A 21,594-nucleotide genomic window follows, 5' to 3' on the forward strand; every position below is an offset into this window, starting at 1 on the left:
CACGACGTCCTAATGTGCGGGGTTGCATCTACAGCATTGAGTTTACCGCTGTGCAAAACTGTTTTAAGTCGTCTGAGGCCATGTTTGCTCTGAGCATGACGCGGAGGCCTGGAGTTGATTTGGGAACGACAGGGTAAAATAGCGGCGATGTATAAAATCCACGCTCCATGAGTTTTGTTGCGGTGGTGATTGCATGTTGCTCATCACTCATGGGAATCAACCTGATAGGTAATCCATCTCCTGCCAAGGTGGTCTTGATGTGTGTATCGAACAGTTGGATGTTGGTCGTCAATCTGTTTTGCAGGTGTTGCAGTTCTGTGGATCTATGTATCTTTGCGGACGCGATAATTGCACCCAAACCTGCTGTGTTAATTCGTTGGGACCAAGAGAGAGGGCCGCCAAACCGCAATAAATTTGATTTGCTAATCGACGAATCAAAGAGGATCGCCCCGCCCGATGCACCAAAGCCCTTGTTCAATGATGCGATGATCATGGTGTTACTATTTAGTGTGCCCATTGTATTGAGAACTAATCCGCAGCCATTTGTACCCTGTGCCGACAGGCCATGAGCCTCGTCATATAGAACAAATAGACCGTACTTGTCTTGCAGGCTCATAAGCTCCGATACATTGGCGGATCCTCCCGTGCTATAGACGCCGTCCGCGATGTAAGCGACCCGTTGCTTTTGTTTGCAGCAGTCTTCCAGAAAGTTTAAGTCATTGTGCGGTGCTGTCACTACTTCGGATTCATCTGCGCAAACGGCTTTCATCAAACTCAAGCAGAAGTGCGCGGACTGGTCAAAAATCATTAGCGGGGGGATGTTTTGTGTGAATAAACCTGCGGCGAGTAATGGAAGCATTGCTGCGGCGGCTGAAGCGCATGAAACTGTAGTCAGCACCTGGACGGAAAAAAGATCTGACAGTGCAAGCTCTGCCTCTTCCAATAGCGGTAAACAAATTCGGACACGGGATGTGGATGAGTTTAAGGTTTGCGACGAGTCTAGTGCCGTTATTGCTCCCTTCAAAATTTCTATATTGGAGTCCAAGCCGAGGTAGGAGTAAGAGCACATGTTTATGAATGGGTCACCATCGACTTGCATGAAGCCGTCACCGAGATTGTCGGCGACAATTCCGCTCATTCGGGCTTCTTGTGTTCGACTCCAAAATAAATCACCGCCAGCCACCATTTTTTTGATGTTTGAATAACGATTCATATTGCGCACCTGTCGCCCAAGGCAAAACGGATGACAATACTTTCCTAAGGAGTATTTTTTTACAATATTTTATGGCGTGGTAAGTTTCCTATGCTGATGTAGGTAAATTCCTAAAGTGTTTTTTAGGCACGATACAAAAGGATTCACAAGACAGTTTTGATAAACCCAGGCTGGAGCCCAAACACTTCCACCCCTAGGGCAGTCGATTGTCCCGTGGTGATTTTCACCCGTTCCACCGGCTTGTTCATGGCTGCCCGATATTCCACCGAAAGCCCGCCTGCCTCATGCCTGATCGCCTGGGCCGGGACGATGATCGCCTGCTCATTGTTATAGGTCACGATAGTCAGGCGCGCGCTCATGCCCAGGCGGACCCGTTGCAGCTGTTTATCGGTCAATTTTGGAATGGCCAGGGTCACCGGGAATTGCGCGCTGCCCTGGCTGTCATTGGCGATCGCCAGGCCGCTGACCACACTGACGGAACCGCTCAGGCGCTCGCCATCAAAACCGTCGCCCATGACTTCCACCGGCTGGCCCTGATGCAGCTGGTTGATATCCAGTTCAGAGACTTTGGCAACGATTTTCAGGCGTTCGATATTGGCCAGCCCGAACAGCACCTGGCCTTGGCTGACCTTGCTTCCCGCTTGCACCGGTACGTTGCTGTTGCTGCCGCCCTGGGGGGAGCTGCTGCCCGGTGGGGGCACGACAATCCCGGAAAACGGGGCCTTGACCTCCTGGCCTTCGAGCAGCTTGCGCAGGGCCTCGTACTTGACCGTGGCGTTGGTCAACTCCATATCCGCAATCTGTCGGTACTCACCCTTGCCCTGGTCCAGGGCTTGTTGCAGTTCACTGCGCGCGGCTGCCAGATCCAACTGTTGCTGCTGGGCCTGTTGCTTGAGGTCGTCCAATTCGTTGCGCGGGATGATGCCGCGCTTGAACAGGTTCTCGCTTTCAAGCAGTTTGCGCTGGGTGTTGTCGGCACTCATTTGCGAGGTGCGCAGGCCGCGTCGGGCGCGGCTGACCGTGGGGCTGGCGTCCCAGTCCTGCATTTCCTGCACGGTGCGCCGGGCCTTGAGTTGGGTAGACAACGCTTCACGCAGTTGCACTTCAAGGGTAGCGGGGTCCATCCGCAGCAGGACCTGGCCGGCCTCGACCCGTTGGCCCTGTTCCACCAGGTTGGCTTGCACGTTGCCGTCGAAGGGGGCCGTGAGGGTAATGGTGGTGTCGGGTTCGATCCTGCCCACCAGCCCAATCTGGTGTACCAGGGCATCATTTTTTATCTCAAGCCACTGCTCGGCCATGGCGGCCTGGTCGGCGGCAGGCGTTGGGCGGCTGAGCAGCGCAAATGCGCCAGCGCCCAGCAATATCAGCAGTCCAGCGCCCAGCAGGGCTTTTTTAGTAGTCATTGAGGGCGATTTCCCAACTTTCCAAAGTCATGCCCAGCGTCAGGTCGAGCTGGGTCTGGGCATTCAGATAAGCAATCAACGCATTGAGGCGGGAGTTTTCGGCGCTGCGCAAGTCAGCTTCGAAACTCAACACCTGGAAGTTTGTGGAGCGCCCGGCGCCCAGTTTGTCCCGCTCGATCTCGATCTTGCGCCGCGACAGTTCCACGGCCCGCTGGGCAATTTCATACTGGCGCCAGCGGGTGCCGAGGTCGCGCACCACGTTATTGACGCTGCGTTCCAGCTCCTGGCGTGCGTCGGTGATCAAGATGGCCTGGTTTTCCACATCCACCCGCGCGCGGACTTCGGCCTGCCGGGTGCTGATATCGCCGATGGGAATGCGCACCTGGACGCCGGCATAACTGTCCCAGCGCCGATTGCTGGTGTTGCCTGCATCGTTATCGGTATTGGCGCGGATCTGATTGGCGCCGCCCACCAGGTCGACCTGCCAGCGCCCGGAATCCTTGGCCAGCACCAGGTTGAGGTCGGCCTGTTGGCTGCCCAGCAGGGCCGATAGGTATTCGGGCTGCTGGGTTTGCGCCAGGTTGAACGCCTCGCGTTTGTCGATCGCCATCGGCGAGGCTTCGAGGGCTTCGGTGGCGCGGATCGGTGTGGCCAGGTCCAAGGCCAGCAGGCGCAGCAACGACAGGCGACTCATGTCCAACTGGTTCTGGGCTTCCTCGACCCCCAGTTGTTGCGAGGCAATGTCGGCTTCGGTCTGGACGATTTCGAACTCGGCCATGCGCCCGGCAGCGATCAACGCCTTGTTGACCTCCAGCAAGGTGTTGGAGCGCTTGAGCGCTTCCTGGGCGATGCTCAGTTGCTCCTGGGCGCGCAGCAATTCGCGGTAGGTGGCGATGATCTGGCTGATGGTCTGGGCGACGTTGGCCTTTAGGTTCAAGCGGTTGGCCTGCTCGGAAAGGCGCGACAAGCGCAGTGGTGCGGTGGTGGCGTCCCAACCGGCACCGCGCATCAGCGGTTGGATGATGGCCAGGTCCAGGCCGTCGCTGCGGTAGCGCCCGGCGCGGTTGGCGTTGTTCAGTTGCTGGGTCCAGCCCATGCTCAGCCGAGTGCCGTATTCGCCAAGCAAGCTGGTGGTGGGCGCCAGGTTGGCGTTCCGGGCGCGGTCGTCACTGCCTTGGGTGGTGCGGTAGGCACTGTTGAGCACCAGTTTGGGGTTGAAGGCATCTTCGGCCACCCGCAGGTCGAATTTCTGTGCCACCCGTTGCAGGTACGCGCTGCGAATCGCCGGGTTGTTGCGCAGGCCCAGGTACACCGCATCGCCCAGGGTCAAGGTTGTGAGCTGGGCATTGAGCGAGACACTGCGCTCATAGCCGCTGCGTGTGGTGGTCGGCGCCGAAGGACGGATCACGATATCGGCGGCCACACAGGGCAGGCTCACCAGGGCGATCAGCAACAGCCAGGGTTTATTCATCGCGCAGGGCCTCCACCGGCTGCAAGCGAGACGCCGAGACGGCCGGGTAAAGGCCGAAAAACAACCCCACCAGCAACGTACTGCCCACCCCCAGAGGCAGGGCCGACACGGCCAGGGCAAACTGCCAGCCCGACAGCCAGGCGTAGAGATAAGCCGCGCCCATGCCCAGTACCGCGCCGCACAGCGCGCCGACGGCGGTGAGGGTAACGGCTTCGAGCAGGAACAGGTTGCGAATATCGCGCTGGCGCGCCCCCAGGGCCATGCGAATGCCGATTTCCCGGCGCCGTTGCGAGACGTTCATCAGCATCACATTCATCACGCCGACGCCGCCACCCACCAGGGAGATCGCCCCCAGGGCCAGTAACAGATAGGCGAATGTGCGGCTTTGGCGGGTCATGCCGTCGATCATTTGCTGGGGGATCTGGATCTCGACGGTGTGGTCTGTGAGTTGAGCGCCCAGGGCGTGGGTGGCATCGGCGGCGATACGCTCCATGTCCTGGCCGGCGGACGCGCGCAGGATCACGCTGCCAACCTGCGGCGCAGCATAGATGCGGCGCATGCCAGGCGCCGGAATAAACAGTGAGTCGTTGGTTTGCACCGGAATCAGCATTGATCGCGGCTGGTTCTGCAGGATGCCAATGATCAAGAACAGGTAGTCGTTGACCCGCACCCGGTCACCCAGGCGCAGTGGGTCGCCGGGCGTGCTCAACGCCTGGGCGATCTGGTCGCCGACCACGGCGTAGGTTTCGCCGTTATCGAACTCGGACAGGAAGCGGCCTTCGCGCAGTACCAGGCGCATCGCATCCTTGAGGCCAGGCGTACTGCCAATCAAGCCGGCGTTGGTGGTGCGACCATGAAAGATGACCGGCCCGCTGAACGAGGAAATGGCACCGATGTGGAGGATGCCCGGCACGGCCTGGCGCACGGCTTGCAGGTTGAGGCTGGTGGGCATTTTCGCGGTGCTGTTGCCCTTGGGCGGGAACTGGGCCACCAGGGTATCGGTGCCCATGTCCTTGAAAATCATCGCCGCATCCTCGGCGGCGTTATGCCCGATATTGATCAGCGCGACCACCGATGAACTGCCGATGACAATCCCCAACAAGGCCAGGATGGAGCGCTTGCCCAGGGTTCGCAGGCTGACAAATGCTTCGTGCAGCAACTGGCTCAGGCTCTGTTCGACCCGCAGGCTCATACGCACTCTGCCTGATGAACCACGCCGTTGCGTACCAGGATCTGGCGATTCAGGCGTTCGGCGATTTGCGCATCATGGGTGACGATGATCAGCGTGACGCCTTGCTCGCGGTTCAGGGCCAGCAGCAGGTCCATGATGTCTTGGGCGGTGTGGCTGTCGAGGTTGCCGGTGGGTTCGTCGGCCAGAATCACCGCCGGCGCGCCTACCAGTGCCCGGGCAATCGCCACCCGCTGGCGCTGGCCGCCGGACAGGTCGGCGGGGCGATGATGAGCCCTGTCGGCCAGGCCAACCTGCTCCAGCATATGCAGGGCCTGCACTACCGATTCCTGGCGCGACACGCCGCGATAAGCCAGGGGCAGGGCGACATTGTCCAGGGCGCTGAGACGCGGCAGTAGGTTGAAGCTCTGGAAGACAAACCCGATCTGCTGGTTGCGCAGCGCGGCCAGCTGGTCCGGTGTAGCGTTGAAAATGTCGTGGCCGGCAAAGCGATAGGCGCCGCAGTCCGGAAGGTCCAGCAGGCCGAGGATATTGAGCAGGGTACTTTTGCCGGAACCGGATGCGCCGAGGATGCCGCAGCTGTCGCCACGGGCGATGGACAGGCTGACGTCGTTGAGAATGGCCAGGTGCTGGCCAGCCAATTGATAGCTTTTACCGATGCCTTGCAGGGAAATGAAGCCTGGGAGCGTTGGGGTATCTGTCATCATGACTACGCCTTGCGCTGCGGCAATCCGGCCTATCCCTGAAAATATTTGAAACATGTTCAGGAACCGCACCGCGGCTGCCAGCAACTGGTTTTTATTCTTCTTTTAAAAACATTGTTTGAATAGTAACCGTGATCCAGCGGCTTCGCCAGCCACAGAGATAGAGCGGGTTTTTCTGGTTATGGAACCGATTCTGGCCTTTGGAAAACGCTTGGGCCCACCCTGGGGGGAACGTTTACAGGGCGACCCGCCCTGGGTTTGGATAGTATGGCGCACTGTCACTACTTGCTTTCGGACACCCGCCCCGGTATAAAAAATCAAATTTTTTTTTAAAACATATTTCCTCCGTGGAACTTATATGGTCGCGAAGAAACTCAGCGCTCCAAATGTAACCAAGACTCGACTGCTGGATGCGACAGAGGCTCTCTTCATCAAGTACGGCTACGACGCCGTGTTGTTGCGGCAAATCACCGAGAAGGCCCAGGTCAATCTCGCCGCGGTCAATTATCACTTCGGGGACAAGGATTCCCTGATGAAAACGTTATTGATGCAACGCCTGGAGCCGCTCAACGAGCAGCGCCTGGAGTTGCTCGCCCGCTGCGAAGCAGAGTCTGACGGCCCGCTCGATTGCGATACCTTGCTCGGCGTATTGTTCGCCCCGGCCATGGGCCTGGAGCGCAGTGATCCGGCCAGCGGCGAAGGGCGTTCCTTCATCCGGTTCCTGGGTCGGGTCTACAGCGACACTTCGCCCTTCATCCAGGAATACCTCAAGGTCCATTACCAGCCGGTGTTCCAGCGCTTCTTCGAAGCCTTCGCCCTGGCGTTGCCCGATCTGCCGCGCAATGAGCTGGGGGTGCGCCTGCAATTTGCCCTCAAGGCGATTTCCGGGGTGATGGCCGGCACCGAGCTGCGCCTGCTGATGAACTCCATGAGCCTGGGACGCCCGGCGACCGACGCGGAAGTCATGGCCAAGCTGATCACGCTGGTCTCGGCGGCCATTCGTGTGCCACAGCAAAGCCCGGAAGCCGAAACGGCGCTGGGGCGGGTACTCGATACCCAGCGAGCGATTCGTGAACAGTCGGCGCTGCCGGCGAGCAGCAAAGTCGCCCGCTGAACCCGTCGCAATCAAATGGAGTAGTCCCCACTACCTCTCGTGGCAAGCCCGCTCGCCACACAAGTACGGCCATCCAAGTAAAATATAGTTATTTAAAATCAATAGCTTATTTACTTTTGACAAGAGTGGTGGGCGACTCGGCTTCGCCGGCATATCGAGTCGGCTCTATCGCCTGCGCTAGGCTCAACAGGTGCTCGCACAAGTTTGGCGGTGCTGTTCTGATCAAATCGCGCGCAAAAAAAAGCCCGCTGGGGCGGCGGGCTTGATATGCAACATTTGTAACGGATGAGGCTTCACCTTACGTTTGCGGATGTGAATAAAACGTGAAAAAAATGTAAGAAAAAATGTGGGCAAATTTATCTGCAATACGGCTCTGACCACTCGTCGCTACTGTCAACTTTGACAGCTAGACGCTGGAGCACCGCGAGCGTTTGATTTCTCCAGTGGCGTGTTCTTCCGCACGCCTTACGCCTGGAGAGAAATCACGCCTAGAAAACCAGCCGCTCCCCCTCAGAATGTGGAGGCGCAGGAAAGTCCTGAGTTAGCCCAAGGGACTCTCCTCCAAACATCCGAAGGTGCTGATAGCGACACTTCACTCTCTCCAGATCAGCCGCGTTGGGTGGTGGAAGATCTTGATCCGCCCTACACCTCACCAGCACCGGTAATCCCTGTGGAAGGGGCTGCCTACGGTGTGGGTATCCGTCACCTGGAGGAAGGCTTGACCTATGCCTTCGAGCGTTGGGACGAAATCAATGTGGGGGACAGCTATCGGATCTATATGGCGGGGATATGCCTGAAACAGGGAGAGGTGACGTCAGCAAACATCGGCGACAGCCGGGTTTTCTTGACCATCCCCAACGTTCCGTTGGGCTTTGTATCGGATGTATATGGAGAAGTTGAACGGATTGGTAGCGGGCGGCTCAGCACATCCGCACCCCAGCGCGTGTTTATCAAGAACACCCGACCAGGGGGGGCCGATGAGCGGCCCATTGAGATGTGGCATTCAAAGTTGATACTAATGCTATCGGATACTCTTATTGACTCCGTTGTGGCGGCCCGTGGCATTACCGCCACGATCAAACACTGGGAGCATATGCGGGTCAATGACTTGGTCATGTTCTACTGGGGGGCACACAGGTTTGATGTTCCGCCGATCACGGAGGACCAGGTAGGACAGGATCTGGTTTTTCATATTGATCGAGAGTTTTTGCACTTTGCCGACTCGGGGCATTTTTCCGTGCAGTTCTTTTTGTACGATGAGGTGCGCAATCGCTCTGGCGAGTTGCAGCCATGGTGCAAACCTGTACCTGTGAAAGTGGATCTGAACCTTACATTGCTGGATGAGCCCATCATCATCGAAGCCGATGAGCCAACGATGGTCCTGGATGCCGACGCGCTTGGCCGAGCACCGGCGACTGCCGAAGTCGCGGTTTTGCGCACTGGGCCTTTTATTGTCGGCGATTTTATTGTGCTGACGGTCCAGGGTACGACGGTCGACGGTGAGTACGTCCACTTGACAATGCGTCAGGAAGTCACTCGCCTGCATGTATTCCTAGAGTTCCCGATACATAACGAATTTGTCAGGTCGCTGATCCAGAGCACCATCTCGGTGTCGTATGTGCGGGAAAGAGTAGGGGAGGATGACCTATCCTCCAGAACATCAACTTACACGGTGGCCGGGGTTCGTTTCGAATTGCCCAAGCCCTCGGTTGACCAGGCGCACGGCCCATCAATCCCGGCGGATCTACCTTACATCACCACGCGGATGCCTGATTACCAACCACCAGGCAATGCCGGGGACGAACTGAAAGTCGAGATCTCTGCGCACTACCCGGACGGCAGTGTTGAGCGCCGGTCAAGTTCACGTGTAGCGGGGAATCATCCACGGCTGCGGGATTTCCTCCATCCGGATTACTCCATTTTCGAAGGGCTGCGTGATACCAATATTCACTATGTCGTATCTGATGCAGCAGGCAGCCGTGAGTCGGATCGCTTGTGGGTGCAGATAGGCCGCCCACCCAGAGACTTGCGCGCGCCAATCATTCAGGAGGCCGTCAATGGCAACATCGACCCTGCGCATCTTGGCAGTGTCGGCACCCTTGAATTGCAGGATGAGTTCAGATCCGGGGACATCGTCATTGTTGAATTCATCGGCTCGCTGACGGGAAGGGAAACTGTTGAGTACATCGTGGGCGTGTCAAGCAACCCATTTATTGCTGATATCGCCCGGCGGTTGTTTGTCGAAAACCTCGACGGCACGCTTACGGTCAGCTACTTGCGGCAGCGATTCGACGTCGTTCAATACTCTGAGGAGGTAGTGGTCACGGTAGGCACCGCACTTGGAGAGTTGTTCCTGCCTGAGGTGCTGCAAGCAACAACCGGACCGGATGAGCTAGACCCGGCATTGGTCTGGCCAGATGGCGCAACGGTGCGGGTGCGTTATGAGTTCATCAAAACCTCCGACAAGGTTCAAATGTGCTGGCAAGGTCTTCCTGGACTTGGAAGTCACTTTGAATTGGTGGAAAACCAGAGTGGCACCTTTATTGATTTCAGGATTCCTACCACCCCTATCGGTTTCAACATCCACCCCAGTGGCCGCACCATCCAAGTATTTTTCAAGGTCATCCGCAACGGCTTCGAAACGTCTTCACCCGTTCTGATGTTGCACCTCTTGCCGCTGGTTCATCCGGCGGGCCCATTGATCGACAGCATTGGCGACAACGCTGTGTTGGAAGTGCCATTGCTCCAGGACTTTGACGAAACCCGTGTCGCGCCCTGGATCTATGCAAACCAGGGGCAGCGCATGTGGTTGCGCTATGACGGTATTCGCAATAACGGGAATACCTATGTCAACGAAGTTTATCGGGGGCGAGATGTCGATGGGACGGAGGTCATCAATGGCATCACCAGCGAAACCCCGGTACTGGCTTTGCGTAACTTGCAGGATTGGTCAGAGTTGACGATCCGTTTCTGGGTCACCTTCGACCATAGTGGAGACTTGGCCAATGCCGTGTTGTTCGAAGTCCGACATCACATGGTCCAACTTGTGGTCAACACGTATCCCCATCCTCGAATCAAAGACTCTGTACCGGTTGATGAACCAGAGGTGACGATTGATCCGGTGGTCGTCGAAAACAAGTGCCAGGTGCTGGTGAGTTACGACAACATGAACGTTGGCGGAACGGACCGCATTACCCTGTACTGGATCCTGGCAAGTGGCGTCGTTATTGAAGTCGGGACACAGGACGGCCTGGCTGGCGGCACTGTTACCTTTAACATCTCCAATGATGTACTTGCCCAAAGCGTAAACAGCGTTTTTTCTCTGCAATACACAACAGAGCTTGGGCGCGGTGGCACGGGTGAGTCCGATGAACAAAAGGTCACGGTCGCCACTATCCAGCCCGGTCAGTTACCACGCGCGTTGATCGATGGTGTTGCCCAAGGAGGAGCACTGAGACCTTCCAGCATGAGCGGTAATGCCTCGCTGGGCTTGGCTAAATGGCGCTTGAGTCGTACCGGGCAGCGTGTCTGGGTAACCCTGAGCAGTTCGGGTGTTGCTCCACTGGAGGTCTTGGTGGCCTACCCGATCACCTCCATTGAAATGGCCAACGGGCTTGTGAACAAACCCGTATTGCGCAGTTGGCTGCTGAGTCTGCAGAACAATGCAGCGGTCGTGGTGTCGGTGTTTGTGACCTTTGACGGCAGTTCTGATAAGTCCGCAGCCGTTGTATTCCCCACAACTCAGTACACCATCGTACATACCGCGCCGCTTGTCTTCCCGGAAACACCGGTCAGTTTGACGGGGCGTACCTATCTGATTCCCGGAAGTCCCAATATATTGCCGGCGTTTAACGCGGGTAACTCAATTACCCGCACCGCCTCGGGAGGTACAGGCGGGTATGTCTATTCGTCGAGTAACACCGGGGTTGCAGTCGTGACACAGGGCGGCTTCGTGAGTGTGCGGGGCAATGGCTGGACAACGATCAGTGTTCGCGATAACTCGGTGCCGCCACAAACCAGGAGTTACACGGTGTCGGTTGGGGGCGTTGTTCAGTGCTACGGCCTGGGGGGCGGAACTTACACCGACATCATCAATTCGGCCAGCCGGCAGGGGGTACGCGTGGCCAATATCTACGAACTGCGCGACCTGAGCAATGCGTATGGCAATCGGTGGCCGATGGGGAACTTCATGTACTGGTCAAGTACGTTCTCACATAGCTTCCTCTTTTTCAGTTACTACTACGGGAGGAATATAAACACCGGGGGCGAAGCAACAATCAAGCAGTGGGTCGGTAGTCAAGGCCTGGGTGTTGGGCTCAGGTAAAGCAATAATCGGGACGGATTTATTCATAGAGTAAGTCCGTCCCGCTTCTCCATCCCGCGATGGGATTTTCCTCAAATCCCCCAGCGTCCCGCGCTCTTGGCCAACCGCTCGCGCATCGCCTCTACATTTGCCATCAATTGCAGCGTCAATAGCCGATACCCATCCAGTGCGCTGTACACCGGCGTATCGGGCGCAGGTTCGCCGCCAGCAATGTGGCTTACTCGCTCCAGGCGTTCTGTTACCCCGGATCTCAACGCCCGCGCCATCCCGACCAACTGCACGCGAATCTGCCGATGCTCAGCCTTGAGCGCCAGTTGCATACGCGCCAGTGCCTGCTTGTCCCGTGGATCAGGTCGAGTGTTACCGAGAATTTCCAGGGTGCTGATGCACATCCGTAGATGCCGCTGGATCGCGTCCAGTTCGGTCATGGAAATCCGTACTTCCTTGGACACCGACGGCATCAGCGAGCGCAGTTGCAGCATCGCCGCATTCAAGCGGTTGAGCAGCTTGAGATGTTCATCATCGGTGACCGACTGGCCACTGATGATCCGGCTGTAAATGGCGGCACAATCGCGCAGGGCGCTGGCCAGGTTGTAGCGCCAGGAATACACCGCATACAGCGGCAGGGCGAAGGAAAACGCCAGGGCCAGGGCGATGCCGATCAGGATATCCACGGTGCGCCACAGGCCATCGGACAGCGGGTTAGCCCCATGCCCAGCCACGATAAACACGGTAATCGCCGACAGCAGTGCGGTGTATCCACCCTTGCCGATGGCGTGATAGGAGAAGAATCCGCACACCACTGACATCAGCAGATAAGTGAGCAGTGGCTGGCCCACATACGCTTCTTGCACCACCAGCAACAGGCCGACGCTGGCACCGATCAGCGTGCCGTAGGCCCGTTCCACGGCCTTTTTGCCGATATTGCCGTGGTGCTGCAAGCCGCCGATTACCACCAGCATGGTCACCGAGGCCCATTCGCCATGGGGCAGGTTCAGACCGGTGGTGAGCAGGATGGTGGCCAGCAGGCCGATGGACACGCGCACGGCGTGGATCAGCTTGGCGTTGCGATAGCGGCGATAGGGGTCGAGCAGGGGCCGCAACAGGCGGCGGGCGAAGGGCGGCAGGTTCATCGGGATTAAGAGGGCCTCATCTATAGATGTCATGCAGTCCAATGTGGGAGTGGGCTTGCCCGCTCCCACACTGGAGCAATGTCGAATCTAGAAAATATAGTCGGTGGTCAGGAAGCTCGACGCCCGGTCACGAATGATATCGCTGATCAGGGCCTTGTTGCTGTCCTGGAACTTGGTTGCCACCAAGGTACGTATCGAGAACACCCGCAGCGCGTCATGCACCGACAGCGTGCCCTCGGCCGAGTTCTTGCGACCATTGAACGGGAACGTATCGGGGCCACGCTGGCATTGGGCGTTGATATTGATCCGGCCCACCTGGTTGGCGAAGGTGTCCACCAGGCGCCCGACTTGCGCCGGGTCGGTGCCGAAAATACTCAGCTGTTGGCCGAAATCCGACTCCAGTACGTAGTCGATCACCGTGTCCAGGTCGCGATAGGGCACGATGGGCACCACCGGGCCAAACTGCTCCTCGTGATACACACGCATCTGCGGGTTCACCGGGTACAGCACCGCCGGGTAAAAGAACGAGCCACGGCTGGCACCTCCATTGGCGTTCACCACCGTGGCCCCGTGTTGCGCGGCATCGGCCACCAGGCCATTGAGGTAATCCACCTTGCCTACCTCCGGCAACGGTGTCAGCGACACACCGTCCTCCCAGGGCATACCCGGCTTGAGGGTGGCGAGCTTCTGGTTGAATTTCTCGATGAAACGCTCGACCACCGCTTCATGCACAAACAGGATTTTCAACGCGGTGCAGCGCTGGCCGTTGAACGACAGCGAGCCGGTGACGGCTTCGTTGACCGCGTTATCCAGATCGACCTCCGGCAATACGATGCCGGGGTTTTTCGCATCCAGCCCCAGGGCCGCGCGCAGGCGATGGGGGCGAGGGTGCAGCTTCTTCAAATCACTGGCTGCCTTGTTGGTGCCGATAAACGCAAAGATATCCACCTTGCCGCTGGCCATCAGCGCACTGACGGTTTCGCGGCCGCTGCCATAGATCACATTGATGACCCCGGCCGGGAAACTGTCGCGAAAGGCCTCCAGCAACGGACGGATCAGCAGCACGCCAAGCTTGGCCGGCTTGAACACCACGGTGTTGCCCATGATCAGCGCCGGGATCAGCGTGGTGAAGGTTTCGTTGAGCGGGTAGTTGTAGGGGCCCATGCACAACGCCACGCCCATGGGCACGCGGCGGATCTGCCCCAGGGTGTCCTGTTCCAGCTCGAAGCGGCTGGAGCGGCGGTCCAGCTCCTTTAGGGCATTGATGGTGTCGGTGATGTAGTCGCAGGTGCGGTCGAATTCTTTCTGGGAATCCTTGAGGTTCTTGCCGATTTCCCACATCAGCAGTTTCACCACGGCATCGCGCTGTTCGCGCATGCGGCGCAAAAAAGCCTCGACGTGCTGGATCCGCTCGACCACACGCATGGTCGGCCATTGGCCCTGGCCACGATCATAGGCTCGCACCGCTGCGTCGAGGGCGAGCAGGGCGGTGTCGGCATCCAGCAGGGGGGTGCTGCCGATAATCACTGGCGTGTCACCATCAGCGCCGACCAATTGGACCGGGCTGCGCACTTGGGCCAAGGGGCCGTTCCAGGTGCGCAACTGGCCGTCGACCAGATAGTCGCGCTGTTCGATGGGGGTGGCGAGGCGAAATTGTTCGGGAATGTCGTTGGCGGTGGGAAACAGATTGGCAAGCAGGTGATTGGTGGTCATGTCGCTACCCCTGGAGTGGTTGCACAGCTTGAGTCAGAGATTCCCCCATCCGAGGGCTCTGTTGCAAGGCTTACGCGCATTTCCCTACGCACAGTGGGGCTGTGCCGGGTAAACTACGCGGCTTTCTTGAAGGAGTTCATATGAGTCAGTACCAGCCGGGCATTCTTGCCGCACCGGTGCCATTGCAGGCACGCCATCTGTTTTTTGCCATTGAGTCCATTGATGCCGTGCCAGCAGCGCTCGACGCGCTGGTGCAGTTGGTCGACTCGGCAGTGGTGGTGGGGTTGGGTGAACCGCTGGTCAAGGCCCTTGGCGCACAGATCGAAGGGTTGCGCAGTTTCCCGCAGATCTCGGGGCCTGGTGCCCACAACCCGTCCACGCAGCAGGCGTTGTGGTGCTGGCTGCATGGCGAAGACCGGGGTGAATTGCTCCTGCGTAGCCGGGCCTTTGAGAAAGCCCTGGCACCGGCGTTTCGCCTGGTGCAGATGACTGAAGGTTTCCGCTACAAGACTGGTTTTGACCTGACCGACTACGAAGACGGCACCGAAAACCCCCACGACGACGCCGCCGTCGAGGCCGCCGTCGCCGGCAGCGGCGCCAGCTTTGCCGCGATCCAGCAATGGCAGCACGACCTGGATGGTTTCGCCGCCTTGCCGGCCCAGGAGCGCGACCACATCATCGGTCGTCGTCATGGCGATAACGAAGAACTGGACGACGCCCCCGAGTCCGCCCACGTCAAGCGCACCGCCCAGGAGAGCTTCACCCCCGAAGCCTTTGTGGTGCGCCGCTCCATGCCCTGGGCCGAAAATGGCCAGGCGGGGTTGATGTTCCTCGCGTTCGGCCACTCCTTCGATGCCTTTGAGGCCCAGTTACGCCGCATGAGCGGCCTGGAAGACGGGATTGTCGATGGCCTGTACCGCATCAGCACGCCGTTGACCGGTGGCTACTACTGGTGCCCGCCGCTCAAGGACGGGCACCTGGACCTTGGCGCGATCTTCCCCGCCTGACCCCCTGTAGGAGCCCGCTTGCGGGCTCCTACAAGGTCAGTTGTCCTTCATGGCCTTCAGCCACGCTGGATCCAGGCGTGTTTGTTCGGCCTTGATCCCCAGCGCCTTCATCTGCGCCTTATGCTTTTCGATCTCCCCGACCAACTGCGCCTGTGCGCTGGAATTGGCGTCCAGCTCGTGCATTTGCGTCAGCCCCAAGTGATAGAACCGCAGCAATTTGAGCGCCGTCGGATCGTTGGCCTGTACCCGCTCGGTCACCTTGTGCATCACGTTGCTCACCCGCATCAGGTTGCGCTTGAGCTGCCAGCCATAGACCGCCGGCGCCAGCCACGCCTGCGACCAGAGCGGGCCCCGGACCAAGGCAATGGTCAGCACCACCCCAGCCACCACGCCACCGATATTGAAGCGGAAGTTGTCACCGCCGGGCTCGCCAAACAGCATCACGGCCAGGCTCGACAGCAGCATGGCCAGGGCGACGAAGATCACCGCGACGATCAACGTACTGCGGCGGGTCTGCTGGCGATAGGTTTGCGGATCGACGGGTTTGATCTCAAACATGCGGGATGCAGTCTCCATGAGCTAAGTAGGGGTATTGCGCGGCGCGGCATCTTCTCACGGTTTGTAGGCAGGCGTGAGAAAGTTGAACGATGGCGGCCAGGGTTTTCTCTAATAGCTGTATGCATCGTAAGCAAGGCGAAGGAGATGACTGTGACTGAACAATCGAAAAAGCCTGATGGCCCGCACTCGTCGGAACATGCCAGTGATCAGCACGACTTGGGTTTTGACCCGGACTCCCCGGATCTGGCCGACCCGCAGGTAGACCCGGTCGGCCCGGCCATTGCCCCGTTGGACAAGAAACACAAAGCCGGCAAACAGCCGGCTTATGATCCTTTGGGCAATCTAAAACCATAGCGGCCCGTGTCGAGGGGCGATACGGCGTCTTCGCCAGCCCCTTGCCAAGCCCCCAGCGACTACAGGCGCTGGGGTGCGATCCAGGTAACTTCGGTGATGCCGTATTTCTCCGCCCATGGCCGAGTGGTTTTCTTGGTGCGTTCATGGCCCTGGCGGCCAATGCGCCCGACGTGGGCCACCCCAGCATCACAGCTGGCCCAATGCCATGCTTCGGCGTTGTTCATCACCTCCGCCCGCACCACAAAGGACTTGGGTTCGCCGTGCAGCCTGTAATGGATGGTGTAGATCGTTGCCGTGCCCATATTGCCTCCCTGTTTTGATATGGAGTTGATGCAATTAGGTTCAGAAAGGTTCAGAAAGTTTGTGGTGTGACACACCGACCTCTTGCTACAGATCAGTATTGGCAGCGGCACCGGTTACAGGTATTAGTGAAACCTTCGCTCTACGCCCAAGGAATGCCCCATGCACCAGGATTCACCGAGCCTGTCTCACAGCAGCCTGTACCTGCAACGCCTGGGGTATGACACACCGCCAGCGCCCACCTTGGAGACCTTGGCCCAGTTGCAATTGCGCCATGTCAGTACCTTCGTTTTCGAAAGCCTTTGCACCTTTTTGCAGGTGCCGGTCCCCATCGATCTGGCCAGCGTCGAACAAAAAGTCCTGCTCAACGGGCGAGGTGGCTACTGCTACGAGCTCAACCAGATGTTCCTGGCGTTGCTGCAAGAACTGGGTTTCGACGCACGGGGTATCACTGGCCGCGTGGTGATGGGCGGGCCACCCGATGCGTTGACCGCCCGCACGCATCGCCTGAGCCTGGTGACCCTGGACGGTGAACGCTACATCACCGATGTCGGCTTTGGTGGCATGGTGCCGACCAGCCCCCTGCGCCTGGACGATCAGGCGCCCCAGGCCACCGCCCATGAACCCTATCGACTGACCTCGAATGCCGGCAGCTACACCTTATGGGCCCAGGTTGGCGAGGAATGGCGCGGGCTATACGTGTTCGACCTGCAGCCGCAGTCGCACTTCGACTACGAAATCGGCAACTGGTACGTATCCACTCACCCCGACTCGCCGTTCCTCGGGCAGTTGAAAGTGGCCGTTATCGGACCGGGGCTGCGGCGTACCTTGAACAATGCCCACTACGCCGTGCATCACCTGGGCCGGGACAGTGAGAAACGTCGGATCACCGATGTCGACGAACTGTTGGCCGTGCTGCAAGAGGCGTTCGGTTTGCGCCTGCCCGAACACCCACAGCTACGCCCGAAACTGGCGCAGTTATTGGCCGATACGTGATGGGCCCGCCCAAAGAGGCTTGATCCAGAGCCTTCGCTGAAGCGTTTTACCTCCAAATCAAGGCAAATTAATTCGAACCTTTCGCGCCGCAGGGGGTTCGAACCGGTTCCTGAATAATTTGCCCACCCTAAAATGGAGATGTAAGACGATGTCCAAACTATTCGGAAAAATCCTCAAGAATTCTTCGATCCTGGCCTTGGTTGCTGCGCCGGCCGTGGTCTTCGCTGCACCGTCCACCGACCCGATTTCCACCTTCGGTATCCTGGGCGCCTACAACGACTTCAAGCTTGAAGGCGGCAGCGAAAGCGAAAAGGACCATATGCCCGAAGCCGGCGTGTTCTATAACTTCGGCAACAAGCTGACCGCCGAATCCGGCTTTATCTACCAGGCCGGTGTAGACGCCAAGTTCGGCAAGAAAAGCGACAACAAGCTCAAGGAAGGCCAGGCTGACCTCGACCTGGGTTGGCGCGCTGCGCTGGATGCACGCAACTTTGTCGATGTGCTGGTCGGTGGTGGTTATAGCTGGACTCGCTATGAACCAGACTCCGACGACTACGACATGAAACTCACCAGCAAGTCGCCGTTTGCCAAGGCCGCGGTGGGGTACAACCATCAGTTCGACAGCATGACCATGCGCGTCGAAGTCGGCGCCCGCCACACCCTCGACGGCCGCGCCAAGCTCAAGGTCGACGGCATTGGCAGCGACACCGTGGACCTCAAGGACCGCACCAACCCTTACGCCGAAGTCAGCCTGCTGATGAACCAGAATGGCGACCTGCCAGTGATGGCTGGCCTGTACTACACCCGCACCGAGTACAAGCTCGATGCGGATTCGGAAGTGGCCGATAACACCAAGCTCAAGCGCGATGAGTACGGCTTCAAGGTCGGCCTGGCTTTCTAAGCCGGCTGTTACGGGCGCCGGCTTCGCCGGTCGCCCAACCCTGTCCGCCCAAGCCCCCTTTATGTCCGCCAATACCCTCAACACCGCGCCGCCACTGACTTAGTGTGAACCCAGCTGTTCATACCTAAAAAGAGAGGGTGGCTATGTGGTCTACGACCTCCTGTCGCATCGGTTTGCTGCTGGCCTTGCTTGGCCTGCTGTCAGCCTGTGACGACAAACCGCAACAGACTACGGCGCGCAACGCCGTACCCACCGATCCGACCCTGGCCCAGCTTTACGACAGCAGTTGCAAACTCTGCCACGCCAACCCGGCATCCGGCGCGCCACTGACCGGCGATAGCCAGGCCTGGAGCCCGCGTGTCGCCCAGGGCGCGGATACGCTGTTGGACCATACCCTCAACGGCTACAACGGCATGCCGCCGATGGGCCTGTGCATGCAGTGCTCCGAAGAGCAGTTTCTGGGGCTGATCGGTTTCATGGCCGGTGTTCATATCCAATAACAACAATGGGGTAGGTGATGGTGCTTTCACGCAGGCAACTGTTGCAGCGCTCGGCGGTGGCCGGTGCATTTCTGGCGATGAGCAGTAACCCGGCGCTGGCGCAATTGGCCCGGGCACCGCGCTTGATCCCCTGGCGTAACTGGTCGGGGGCACAAAGCTGCCTGCCCCTTGAGCGGCTGGCACCCAAGGACCTGGGGGAGTTGGTAAAGGCCATTCGCCAGGCGCCGGGCAAGATCCGTCCAGTGGGCTCGGGTCACTCGTTCAGCGCCTTGGTGCCGACTGATGGCACATTACTCTCGCTGAGCTTTTTCAACGGCTTGCTCGACCACGACGCCAGCACCCTGCAAGCCACCTTCGCTGCTGGCACACCCATGTCACGCATGGGGCCAGCGCTCAAGGCGGTCGGCCAGGCGTTGCCGAACATGGCAGACATCGACTACCAGACGCTGGCGGGGGCCATTAGCACCTCGACCCATGGCACTGGCGTCGGGTTTTCCTCGTATTCCGCCGGTGTCACCGGCCTGCAACTGGTGACGGCCCAGGGCGAAGTGCTGGACTGCGACGCCAACCGTGAGCGCGAGGTGTTCAGTGCCGCGAGGGTGTCACTGGGCGCGCTGGGCGTGGCCACCCGCGTGCGGCTGCAAAACCGCACGCCTTACCGCCTGCGGGAGCGCCAATGGATCGCCCGCACCGAAGAACTGCTGGAGGATGTGGCGAAAAACACCCGGGAAAACCAGCATTGGGAGATGCTGGTGGTAACACATTCGGACTACGCCTTGTCCATCGCTCTCAACGAGACCACCGACGCTCCGACCCCACCGATCGATCCGGCAGAGGCGGGCGGCAATGAGTTTGTGTCGATCATCGAAAACCTCGACAAATACGCCAGCGACTTTCCCCAGGCACGCCGCACGCTGCTCAACAGCCTGCGCTATTTCGCCAGTTTCCAGGACCGGGTGGCCGAGTCATTCGAAATCTACGCCAACGTACGCAACGTGCGTTTCAACGAGATGGAGTATTCGGTGCCCGCCGAGCATGGCCCGGCCTGCCTGCGGGAAATCCTCAAGCTGATCCGCGACAAGGACCTGCGCACCTGGTTTCCCATCGAGTACCGCTACGTCAAGGCCGATGATATTCCCCTGAGCATGTTTGAAGGCCGCGACAGCTGTTCGATCTCGGTGCACCAGCACTACACCATGGACCACCACAACTTCTTCGCGGCCGTCGAGCCGATCTTCTGGAAATACGCCGGGCGGCCCCATTGGGGCAAATTGCACACCCTCAATGCCCGCACCTTGCAGGCCCTGTACCCGCGCTGGAATGAGTTCGCGCGAGTGCGCCAGGCCCTCGACCCCGGCGGCAAATTCCTTAATGCACACCTGTCATCCATCCTGGGAGTCGCCTGATGAATCGCAGACACTTCATGGCCGGTACCCTGGGCGCCGGCGCCTTGCTGGTGGCGGGCGCGGCGCTGCTGCGTCCGGCTGACCGAGGGTCGCCGTACAGCGAGTATTTTCGCCAGTTGAACCAGCAGCTCAAGGCCCATGGGCCCATGCGGCCGGTGCTGCTGATAGACCTGGATCGCCTGGATCACAACATCGACATCGTCATGCAATCGGTGCAACGCGGCGCCAAGCACCTGCGGCTGGTGGAGAAATCCCTGCCAGCACCGGGACTCTTGGCCTACATCGCCAAGCGCGCGGGTACCCGCCGCTTGATGTCGTTTCACCAACCCTTTCTCAACCACGACGCCCAGGTATTTCCCGATGCCGATATCCTGCTGGGCAAGCCGTTGCCGGTACGTTCGGCCGAGCTGTTCTATCAACACCACCAAGGGGCATTCGATCCCGCCCGGCAATTGCAGTGGTTGCTGGACACCCCACAGCGCCTGCAACAATACCTGGCGCTGGCCCAGGGCCTGGGCACGCGGCTGCGGATCAATATCGAACTGGATGTGGGCCTGCATCGCGGCGGTATCAGCGACAACGCGGTGTTGGGGCAAATGCTGGGGTTGATCCGCGCGCATCCGCAGCACCTGGAGTTTGCCGGCTTCATGGGCTACGACCCATTTGTCGGCATGGGCGTGCCGGGCATTCTCGGATCGCCCCAGGCGCTGTTCGAAAAGGTCATGCAACGTTACAACGGTTTTGTCGACTTCAGCCGCCAGCAGTTTGCGACGCTGTGGCGTGATGACCTGACACTCAATACCGCTGGCAGCCCCAGCTACCGGATGCATGAGCAGGAACAGTTGAGCAGCGAAGTCTCGGTAGGCACGGCGCTGCTCAAGCCTACGCATTACGATCTGCCTTCCTTGAGTGAGCATGTCCCGGCGGCCTACATCGCCACGCCCGTCCTCAAAAGCACCGGTGCGGTCAACATCCCGGCGCTGGACGACAAGTCCCGGTTGCTGTCGTGGTGGGATCGCAACCAACGCGCCACGTTTTTTATCTATGGCGGCAACTGGATGGCCGATTTCGAGTCGCCTGCAGGGCTGCAAAGCAATGGCTTGTATGGCCGTAGCTCCAACCAGGAGATGGTCAACGGTTCGCCTGGGGTTGGCTTGAACATCGACGACCAGGTGTTCCTGCGCCCGGCCCAGACCGAGTCGGTACTCTTGCAGTTTGGCGATCTGCTGGCGGTGCGCGGCGGCAAAATAGTCGACAGCTGGCCGGTTTACACCGGATGAAATGCCGCGTCCCTATGTAGGCACCGAC

At 59.1% G+C, this 21,594-nt stretch carries 18 protein-coding genes; 9 read left to right on the plus strand and 9 right to left on the minus strand.

The features are described from left to right. Positions 1-28: 28 nt before the first annotated feature. From BHC62_RS03250 to BHC62_RS03270, 5 genes are all read right to left on the minus strand, one after another. Complete coding sequence (locus BHC62_RS03250; RefSeq protein ID WP_070994205.1) at positions 29-1,213, minus strand: aminotransferase class I/II-fold pyridoxal phosphate-dependent enzyme; 1,185 nt, start codon at positions 1,211-1,213, stop codon at positions 29-31. A 143-nt stretch (positions 1,214-1,356) separates the two neighbouring features. Beyond that, positions 1,357-2,616: an efflux RND transporter periplasmic adaptor subunit gene (locus BHC62_RS03255; RefSeq protein ID WP_070994206.1), complete on the minus strand. Its 1,260-nt coding sequence runs from the start codon at positions 2,614-2,616 to the stop codon at positions 1,357-1,359. After that, the gene (locus tag BHC62_RS03260) at positions 2,606-4,087 is read right to left on the minus strand and encodes a TolC family protein (RefSeq protein ID WP_070994207.1); all 1,482 of its coding nucleotides are present in this window, start codon (positions 4,085-4,087) and stop codon (positions 2,606-2,608) included. Before BHC62_RS03260 ends, BHC62_RS03255 begins: the two co-directional genes overlap by 11 nt. After that, positions 4,080-5,279 (minus strand): ABC transporter permease, encoded by a 1,200-nt coding sequence (locus tag BHC62_RS03265; protein ID WP_070994208.1) that lies wholly within the window; start codon positions 5,277-5,279, stop codon positions 4,080-4,082. Before BHC62_RS03265 ends, BHC62_RS03260 begins: the two co-directional genes overlap by 8 nt. Beyond that, entirely contained in the window at positions 5,276-5,983 is a 708-nt protein-coding gene (locus tag BHC62_RS03270) for an ABC transporter ATP-binding protein (protein ID WP_029291154.1), read from the minus strand. The genes BHC62_RS03265 and BHC62_RS03270 overlap by 4 nt, the downstream gene beginning before the upstream one ends. 355 nt (positions 5,984-6,338) lie before the next feature. On the opposite strand from BHC62_RS03270, the gene BHC62_RS03275 reads away from it, so the two are divergent. Together BHC62_RS03275 and BHC62_RS03280 are read left to right on the plus strand one after the other, a co-directional pair. Further along, positions 6,339-7,094 carry a TetR/AcrR family transcriptional regulator gene (locus tag BHC62_RS03275; protein ID WP_029291156.1) on the plus strand — a complete coding sequence of 252 codons (756 nt, stop codon included), beginning with the start codon at positions 6,339-6,341 and terminating at the stop codon, positions 7,092-7,094. A gap of 718 nt (positions 7,095-7,812) precedes the next feature. Then, a complete protein-coding gene (locus BHC62_RS03280) occupies positions 7,813-11,418 on the plus strand; it encodes a hypothetical protein (RefSeq protein WP_256324228.1) in 3,606 nt (1,201 codons plus the stop codon). A 71-nt stretch (positions 11,419-11,489) separates the two neighbouring features. Here BHC62_RS03280 and BHC62_RS03285 read toward each other — a convergent pair whose 3' ends face one another. Together BHC62_RS03285 and BHC62_RS03290 are read right to left on the minus strand one after the other, a co-directional pair. Further along, on the minus strand, positions 11,490-12,551 hold the full coding sequence (locus BHC62_RS03285) for an FUSC family protein (protein WP_070994209.1): 1,062 nt from the start codon (positions 12,549-12,551) through the stop codon (positions 11,490-11,492). 87 nt (positions 12,552-12,638) lie between these two features. Further along, positions 12,639-14,264, minus strand: coding sequence for an NADP-dependent glyceraldehyde-3-phosphate dehydrogenase (locus BHC62_RS03290; protein WP_070994210.1), 1,626 nt, complete (start codon positions 14,262-14,264; stop codon positions 12,639-12,641). A 140-nt stretch (positions 14,265-14,404) separates the two neighbouring features. On the opposite strand from BHC62_RS03290, the gene BHC62_RS03295 reads away from it, so the two are divergent. Beyond that, positions 14,405-15,271, plus strand: a complete 867-nt coding sequence (locus BHC62_RS03295; RefSeq protein WP_029291162.1) for a Dyp-type peroxidase — start codon at positions 14,405-14,407, stop codon at positions 15,269-15,271. A 36-nt stretch (positions 15,272-15,307) separates the two neighbouring features. Here the strand turns inward: BHC62_RS03295 and BHC62_RS03300 are convergent, their stop codons facing one another. Beyond that, a complete protein-coding gene (locus tag BHC62_RS03300; protein ID WP_070994211.1) occupies positions 15,308-15,829 on the minus strand; it encodes a DUF3087 domain-containing protein in 522 nt (173 codons plus the stop codon). Positions 15,830-15,973: 144 nt separating this feature from the next. On the opposite strand from BHC62_RS03300, the gene BHC62_RS03305 reads away from it, so the two are divergent. Continuing rightward, a complete protein-coding gene (locus tag BHC62_RS03305) occupies positions 15,974-16,183 on the plus strand; it encodes a DUF6021 family protein (protein ID WP_029291164.1) in 210 nt (69 codons plus the stop codon). A gap of 59 nt (positions 16,184-16,242) precedes the next feature. Here BHC62_RS03305 and BHC62_RS03310 read toward each other — a convergent pair whose 3' ends face one another. Next, complete coding sequence (locus tag BHC62_RS03310; protein WP_029291166.1) at positions 16,243-16,485, minus strand: DUF6555 family protein; 243 nt, start codon at positions 16,483-16,485, stop codon at positions 16,243-16,245. Between the two features lie 160 nt (positions 16,486-16,645). Here BHC62_RS03310 and BHC62_RS03315 point away from each other — a divergent pair, with 160 nt between their 5' ends. From BHC62_RS03315 to BHC62_RS03335, 5 genes are all read left to right on the plus strand, one after another. Further along, entirely contained in the window at positions 16,646-17,479 is an 834-nt protein-coding gene (locus tag BHC62_RS03315; protein WP_070994212.1) for an arylamine N-acetyltransferase, read from the plus strand. 148 nt (positions 17,480-17,627) lie between these two features. Beyond that, positions 17,628-18,380: an outer membrane beta-barrel protein gene (locus tag BHC62_RS03320; protein ID WP_029291171.1), complete on the plus strand. Its 753-nt coding sequence runs from the start codon at positions 17,628-17,630 to the stop codon at positions 18,378-18,380. A gap of 143 nt (positions 18,381-18,523) precedes the next feature. After that, positions 18,524-18,880, plus strand: a complete 357-nt coding sequence (locus tag BHC62_RS03325; protein ID WP_070994213.1) for a cytochrome c5 family protein — start codon at positions 18,524-18,526, stop codon at positions 18,878-18,880. Between the two features lie 77 nt (positions 18,881-18,957). Continuing rightward, complete coding sequence (locus tag BHC62_RS03330; protein ID WP_169870718.1) at positions 18,958-20,286, plus strand: D-arabinono-1,4-lactone oxidase; 1,329 nt, start codon at positions 18,958-18,960, stop codon at positions 20,284-20,286. Between the two features lie 68 nt (positions 20,287-20,354). Next, positions 20,355-21,566 carry a DSD1 family PLP-dependent enzyme gene (locus BHC62_RS03335; protein ID WP_169851657.1) on the plus strand — a complete coding sequence of 404 codons (1,212 nt, stop codon included), beginning with the start codon at positions 20,355-20,357 and terminating at the stop codon, positions 21,564-21,566. The last annotated feature ends 28 nt before the right edge of the window (positions 21,567-21,594 follow it).

Source organism: Pseudomonas sp. 06C 126 (assembly GCF_001855215.1).
Lineage (GTDB): Bacteria > Pseudomonadota > Gammaproteobacteria > Pseudomonadales > Pseudomonadaceae > Aquipseudomonas > Aquipseudomonas proteolytica.

Excerpts from the sequence above, each read along its gene's own strand:
- BHC62_RS03250 (WP_070994205.1), bottom strand. The coding sequence starts at position 1,213 with ATGAATCGTTATTCAAACATCAAAAAAATGGTGGCTGGCGGTGATTTA.
- BHC62_RS03255 (WP_070994206.1), bottom strand. The coding sequence starts at position 2,616 with ATGACTACTAAAAAAGCCCTGCTGGGCGCTGGACTGCTGATATTGCTG.
- BHC62_RS03260 (WP_070994207.1), bottom strand. The coding sequence starts at position 4,087 with ATGAATAAACCCTGGCTGTTGCTGATCGCCCTGGTGAGCCTGCCCTGT.
- BHC62_RS03265 (WP_070994208.1), bottom strand. The coding sequence starts at position 5,279 with ATGAGCCTGCGGGTCGAACAGAGCCTGAGCCAGTTGCTGCACGAAGCA.
- BHC62_RS03270 (WP_029291154.1), bottom strand. The coding sequence starts at position 5,983 with ATGATGACAGATACCCCAACGCTCCCAGGCTTCATTTCCCTGCAAGGC.
- BHC62_RS03275 (WP_029291156.1), top strand. The coding sequence starts at position 6,339 with ATGGTCGCGAAGAAACTCAGCGCTCCAAATGTAACCAAGACTCGACTG.
- BHC62_RS03285 (WP_070994209.1), bottom strand. The coding sequence starts at position 12,551 with ATGAACCTGCCGCCCTTCGCCCGCCGCCTGTTGCGGCCCCTGCTCGAC.
- BHC62_RS03290 (WP_070994210.1), bottom strand. The coding sequence starts at position 14,264 with ATGACCACCAATCACCTGCTTGCCAATCTGTTTCCCACCGCCAACGAC.
- BHC62_RS03295 (WP_029291162.1), top strand. The coding sequence starts at position 14,405 with ATGAGTCAGTACCAGCCGGGCATTCTTGCCGCACCGGTGCCATTGCAG.
- BHC62_RS03300 (WP_070994211.1), bottom strand. The coding sequence starts at position 15,829 with ATGTTTGAGATCAAACCCGTCGATCCGCAAACCTATCGCCAGCAGACC.
- BHC62_RS03305 (WP_029291164.1), top strand. The coding sequence starts at position 15,974 with ATGACTGTGACTGAACAATCGAAAAAGCCTGATGGCCCGCACTCGTCG.
- BHC62_RS03310 (WP_029291166.1), bottom strand. The coding sequence starts at position 16,485 with ATGGGCACGGCAACGATCTACACCATCCATTACAGGCTGCACGGCGAA.
- BHC62_RS03315 (WP_070994212.1), top strand. The coding sequence starts at position 16,646 with ATGCACCAGGATTCACCGAGCCTGTCTCACAGCAGCCTGTACCTGCAA.
- BHC62_RS03320 (WP_029291171.1), top strand. The coding sequence starts at position 17,628 with ATGTCCAAACTATTCGGAAAAATCCTCAAGAATTCTTCGATCCTGGCC.
- BHC62_RS03325 (WP_070994213.1), top strand. The coding sequence starts at position 18,524 with ATGTGGTCTACGACCTCCTGTCGCATCGGTTTGCTGCTGGCCTTGCTT.
- BHC62_RS03330 (WP_169870718.1), top strand. The coding sequence starts at position 18,958 with ATGAGCAGTAACCCGGCGCTGGCGCAATTGGCCCGGGCACCGCGCTTG.